Origin of the sequence: uncultured Maricaulis sp. (genome assembly GCF_905480005.1) — a bacterium.
Classification (GTDB): domain Bacteria; phylum Pseudomonadota; class Alphaproteobacteria; order Caulobacterales; family Maricaulaceae; genus Maricaulis.
Window position 1 is genome coordinate 1 of record NZ_CAJQOO010000120.1, and the last position, 4352, is coordinate 4352.

At 62.5% G+C, this 4352-nt stretch carries 8 protein-coding genes; 5 read left to right on the plus strand and 3 right to left on the minus strand.

The window, feature by feature from the left end:
• Positions 1 to 526: SDR family NAD(P)-dependent oxidoreductase (locus QZ266_RS10445; RefSeq protein ID WP_295694897.1), on the plus strand; the 526-nt coding region annotated here is incomplete at its 5' end.
• A gap of 82 nt (positions 527 to 608) precedes the next feature.
• On the opposite strand, the gene QZ266_RS10450 is transcribed toward QZ266_RS10445, so the two are convergent.
• Entirely contained in the window at positions 609 to 1277 is a 669-nt protein-coding gene (locus QZ266_RS10450; RefSeq protein ID WP_295694899.1) for a DUF1013 domain-containing protein, read from the minus strand.
• A gap of 168 nt (positions 1278 to 1445) precedes the next feature.
• Positions 1446 to 2432 (minus strand): NAD(P)H-quinone oxidoreductase, encoded by a 987-nt coding sequence (locus QZ266_RS10455; RefSeq protein ID WP_295694901.1) that lies wholly within the window; start codon positions 2430 to 2432, stop codon positions 1446 to 1448.
• Positions 2433 to 2491: 59 nt separating this feature from the next.
• Here QZ266_RS10455 and QZ266_RS10460 point away from each other — a divergent pair, with 59 nt between their 5' ends.
• Both QZ266_RS10460 and QZ266_RS10465 read left to right on the plus strand, forming a co-directional pair.
• Positions 2492 to 2689 carry a DUF1192 domain-containing protein gene (locus tag QZ266_RS10460; RefSeq protein WP_295694903.1) on the plus strand — a complete coding sequence of 66 codons (198 nt, stop codon included), beginning with the start codon at positions 2492 to 2494 and terminating at the stop codon, positions 2687 to 2689.
• A 79-nt stretch (positions 2690 to 2768) separates the two neighbouring features.
• Positions 2769 to 3296: a DUF1465 family protein gene (locus QZ266_RS10465; protein ID WP_295694905.1), complete on the plus strand. Its 528-nt coding sequence runs from the start codon at positions 2769 to 2771 to the stop codon at positions 3294 to 3296.
• Positions 3297 to 3383: 87 nt separating this feature from the next.
• Here the strand turns inward: QZ266_RS10465 and rpmE are convergent, their stop codons facing one another.
• On the minus strand, positions 3384 to 3602 hold the full coding sequence (gene rpmE, locus QZ266_RS10470; RefSeq protein ID WP_295694907.1) for a 50S ribosomal protein L31: 219 nt from the start codon (positions 3600 to 3602) through the stop codon (positions 3384 to 3386).
• 199 nt (positions 3603 to 3801) lie between these two features.
• Here rpmE and QZ266_RS10475 point away from each other — a divergent pair, with 199 nt between their 5' ends.
• Together QZ266_RS10475 and QZ266_RS10480 are read left to right on the plus strand one after the other, a co-directional pair.
• The gene (locus QZ266_RS10475) at positions 3802 to 4083 is read left to right on the plus strand and encodes a type II toxin-antitoxin system CcdA family antitoxin (protein ID WP_295694909.1); all 282 of its coding nucleotides are present in this window, start codon (positions 3802 to 3804) and stop codon (positions 4081 to 4083) included.
• Positions 4084 to 4352: CcdB family protein (locus QZ266_RS10480; RefSeq protein ID WP_295694911.1), on the plus strand; the 269-nt coding region annotated here is incomplete at its 3' end.

Genomic DNA, 4352 nt, shown 5'->3' on the forward strand with positions numbered 1-4352 from the left:
AGGCGGCAATATTCTCGACCTCTCCGAAGCCGATTTCGACAAGGTGATGGGCGTCAATCTGCGCGGCGCCTTCCTGGTCGCGCGCGAGGCCGCCCGCCAGATGGTCGACCAGATCGAGGAAGATGGCGAGCGCGCCGAAGACGTGCGCCGCCGCTATGCCATCGTGAACATGTCCTCGGTCAATGGCGTGATGGCGATCCCGGACCAACTTGCCTATTGCGCCACCAAGGGCGCTATCAACCAGATGACCAAGTCCATGGCCCTCGGTCTTGCCAAATACGGCATTCGGGTCAACGCGATCGGCCCGGGCAGCATCAATACCGATGTCCTCAAGGCCGTGAATGACAATCCCGAGGCAATGGACAAGATCATGTCGCGCACCCCGCTGCAGCGGATCGGTGACCCGGACGAGATTGCCTCGGTCGCCTCCTTCCTCGCCTCGAAGGATGCCAGCTACATCACCGGCACGACCATTTACGCCGATGGTGGTCGCCTCGCGATGAACTACACCGTCCCCAAGGGCTGATCCGGCGCCAACAGGCGATGGACATAAAAAAGGCCTGGAACCAGTGGGTTCCAGGCCTTTTTCGTGACGGGTTTGAAACCGGCTATTCGGACTTGTTGCCACCGAACAGGGTTTCCAGGTCGATCTCGGCTTCCTGGACCGGCTTTTCTTCAGCCTGGTGCAGGTCTTCCTGGGCCTTGAGCGTGTCGGTCAGCAGCTCCGGATTTTCTTCCTCGAGCTTGCGGCGGCGCGAAGACGCTTTCTTGACCTGCTCATCCAGGTCGATCTGGGTGCACAGCCCCAGCGACACCGGATCGGTCGGCTTGATGTTGGACGAATTCCAGTGGCTGCGCTCGCGCACGGCCTGGATGGTCGTCTTGGTCGTGCCGATCAGCTTGGAGATCTGGGCGTCGGCCAGTTCCGGGTGATTGCGGACAAGCCAGGCAATTGCGTCAGGACGGTTCTGGCGACGCGAGAGCGGGGTATAACGCGGGCCACGGCGCTTGGCCGGCTGGTGAAGCTCGGAATATTTCGGCTTCACGACCGTCATGCGATACGTGTCCGTATTCTCGGCTTTCTCGATCTCTTCGCGGGTCAGCTGACCGTTGGAAATCGGATCGGCGCCGCGCACGCCTACGGCGACGTCGCCATCGGCGATGCCCTTCACTTCCAGCGGATGCAGACCGCAGAAATCGGCGATCTGATCGAAGGTCAGCGAGGTGTTGTCGACGAGCCAGACAGCCGTGGCTTTCGGCATCAGGATCTCGGTCATGGTCTCAGCTCCCAGGGGAATGGCAAACAGGGCAGAAAAACAAAAAAAGCCCGACGCGGCGGCCGGGCTTGGGCTTCCGACGCTGGCGGCAAGATCTGCACCATCCAGCGATTTGTGCCTTATATAACGCAGACGCCGGGCCGTGGAAAGCGGGACCCTGCGCACAATTCAGTCCGTGAGAAGAATTTTTCCAGCATGGGCGCCCGAGTCCAGACGCGCATGAGCGGCGCGCACATCTTCCAGGGCAAAGCGGCTGTCAATGACCGGGGCAAGCTGTCCACTGGCGATCCAGGGCCAGACCGTCTGGCGCACTGCGGCGGCGAGTCGGGCCTTCTCCTCGAGCGGACGGGCGCGCAGGGTCGAACCCGTCAGCGTCAACCGCTTGAGCATGACCCGCATCAGATCGAGCTCGACGCGGCTGCCTGTGAGAAAGGCGATGGAGACGATCCGTCCACTCATACGGGCGCAATTGATGTTTTTCTGGACATAGCTCCCGCCGACCATGTCGAGGATAACATCGGCCCCTCCGGCCTCATTGACCACAGCCTCGAAGTCAGCTGTCCGGTAATTGATCGCGATATCCGCGCCCAGTGCCTCGCACAGGGCGACCTTTTCCGCGGTGCCGGCAGTCGCGATGACGCGCGCGCCCGCAGCCTTGGCCATCTGGATTGCGGTCGAGCCGATCCCGCTTGTGCCGCCGTGAACCAGAAATGTTTCACCGTGCGACAAGGCGCCGATCTCGAACACATTCGTCCAGACCGTGAAAACCGTCTCGGGCAGACCCGCAGCGTCGGCCACGCTGACCCCGTCTGGTACCGGCAGGACCGAGCCGGCCGGTGCGACAGACCAGTCCGCATAGCCGCCGCCAGCGACCAGGGCGCACACCGGATCACCGATCGCAAACCCGTCCACGCCCTCGCCCAGCGCGTCGACATGCCCGGAGACTTCCAGCCCCAGGCCTTCCGGCGCACCGGCAGGCGCCGGGTAGAAACCCAGACGCTCGATCTGGTCGGGACGATTGATGCCGCGCGTAATATTGCGGATGCGGATTTCTCCCGGGGCCGGTGTCGGGACAGGCCGTGACACCACGTCCAAAACGTCAGGCCCACCGGGTTCTCGGGCGATCACGATGCGGTTCCGGGCAGATTCGGTCATGGGACTTTGCCTTCCATGGCGCTATGTTGAGCCCCTCAACCAGATGTGGAGGCCGACCCATGTTCCATGATGAGGAAAGCATCGCAAGCCAGCGCGCCAAACAGGGGATCATCCCGGGCGAGGATCTGAGCGCGCTGTCGCTTGACGATCTGGCCGAGCGCCGGACCCTGCTGGAAGCGGAGATCCGACGGATCGACGATATCACTGAAAAAAAGAAGGCTGGCCTGAACGCTGCGGACGCCGTGTTTAAACTTTGATCAAACTCTTTGGTCAGACTGGCGCGAGCCTTGCTACGATTCGCTTGTAATCCGTGATCGACGCCTGAATGGACGCGTAATGACCGATAGTCACACACCGACCCTTTTTCCCGCCGGCGGCGCGCCTGCCGCGCGGGCCCAGGACTTTGCCGCCTCGGAGATGTTCCAGAAACTCTTCCGCGAGGGCATGGACCTGGTTGAAGAGACGGCCAGCTATCTCGATGGTCCGGGGCGCGACGACTCCAAGACGCTCGATCGAGCCGGCGCCCTGTCCTACGCGACCGAGAGCATGAAACTCACCACCCGCCTAATGCAGGCGGCCTCCTGGCTGCTGGCCCAACGCGCGGTGGCCGAGGGTGAAATGGAGGCCGAACACGCGACCGACGGCAAGTATCGCCTGGCCGCGGATCGTCCGAGCGAGAATCTCTGGCCGGAAGGCGAAACACCACCGGCCATTCTGGCCGACCTGGTCCATCGCTCACGCTCGCTCTATGACCGGCTGAAGCGGATTGACGACAATCTCTATGTCGATGGCGTGATCGAGGCCGACGCCAATCCCGTCGCTGACCAACTGGCCATGCTGCGCGGCGCCTTCGGCCAGCGCTGACGCGTCACTGCCCCGATCACCAGACAGAAAAAGGCCCGCTCCAAAAAGAGCGGGCCTTTTCTTGTGTCGCGAAGGACGTTCGGAAGCTTACGCGAAGCCCTTGAACTTGTCCTTGAAGCGCGAAACGCGGCCGCCGCGGTCCAGCAGGTGCTGGTTGCCGCCGGTCCAGGCCGGGTGCGACGTCGGATCGATGTCGAGATTGATCGTATCGCCTTCCTTGCCCCAGGTGGACTTGGTCTGGAAGGTGCTTCCGTCGGTCATCACAACATTCACGATGTGATAATCGGGATGGGTATCCTTTTTCATCGGTCCGGCTTTCTCTTGACCGCCGCGCAACGGGATTACGTTGCCCCGCACGCAGCTCATATAAACTCAGGAGCGGGGCTAGTAGCTGAAGATATCGGCCATGGCAAGCGGGGCATGGAGTCTGGCAGACCCGGTGACCAATTGTGATTTCAGACAACCCCAAAGGTGTGTATAGTCATACACACACTGGAGCGGCTCAATGTCCGAACAGCACTATCCCACATCCGAACGCCGCAAGCGCACCAACCTCACCGTCCGCGAGGATGTCATGGCCGAAGCCAGGGCCCTCGGTCTCAACACCTCCCGTGCCGCCGAAGCCGGCATCGAGGCTGCCATCCGCGCGGAAAAGGGCCGCCGCTGGCTGGACGAAAACCGCGAGGGGATCAAGGCGCACAACGAGCGGATCGCGCGGGAGGGTCCACTGCTCGGCACGCCCTGGTGGGCGCAGCCCGACGAGCCGAATGAGCCGAGCCAAGACTAGATGGCGCGTTTTGACGTCTACCGACCGACAGGCCGCCCGGCATCCTGGCTGGTCGATGTCCAGTCCGGCCTGCTGAGCGATCTGGAGAGCCGGGTCGGCATCCCGCTGTTACCGGTGGAGAGCGGGCGGCAAGATGCGATCGACCGGCTGATGCCGGTTCTGGGTATTGAGGGCCGGGACTTCGTGCTCGTCACGACCGACATCGCCATGGTCCCGACGCGACTCCTGGGAGCGCCGATCACCAATATCGAAGCCGAACACCGCGACAC

Excerpts from the sequence above, each read along its gene's own strand:
- QZ266_RS10475 (WP_295694909.1), top strand. The coding sequence starts at position 3,802 with ATGTCCGAACAGCACTATCCCACATCCGAACGCCGCAAGCGCACCAAC.
- QZ266_RS10460 (WP_295694903.1), top strand. The coding sequence starts at position 2,492 with ATGTTCCATGATGAGGAAAGCATCGCAAGCCAGCGCGCCAAACAGGGG.
- QZ266_RS10450 (WP_295694899.1), bottom strand. The coding sequence starts at position 1,277 with ATGACCGAGATCCTGATGCCGAAAGCCACGGCTGTCTGGCTCGTCGAC.
- QZ266_RS10465 (WP_295694905.1), top strand. The coding sequence starts at position 2,769 with ATGACCGATAGTCACACACCGACCCTTTTTCCCGCCGGCGGCGCGCCT.
- rpmE (WP_295694907.1), bottom strand. The coding sequence starts at position 3,602 with ATGAAAAAGGATACCCATCCCGATTATCACATCGTGAATGTTGTGATG.
- QZ266_RS10455 (WP_295694901.1), bottom strand. The coding sequence starts at position 2,432 with ATGACCGAATCTGCCCGGAACCGCATCGTGATCGCCCGAGAACCCGGT.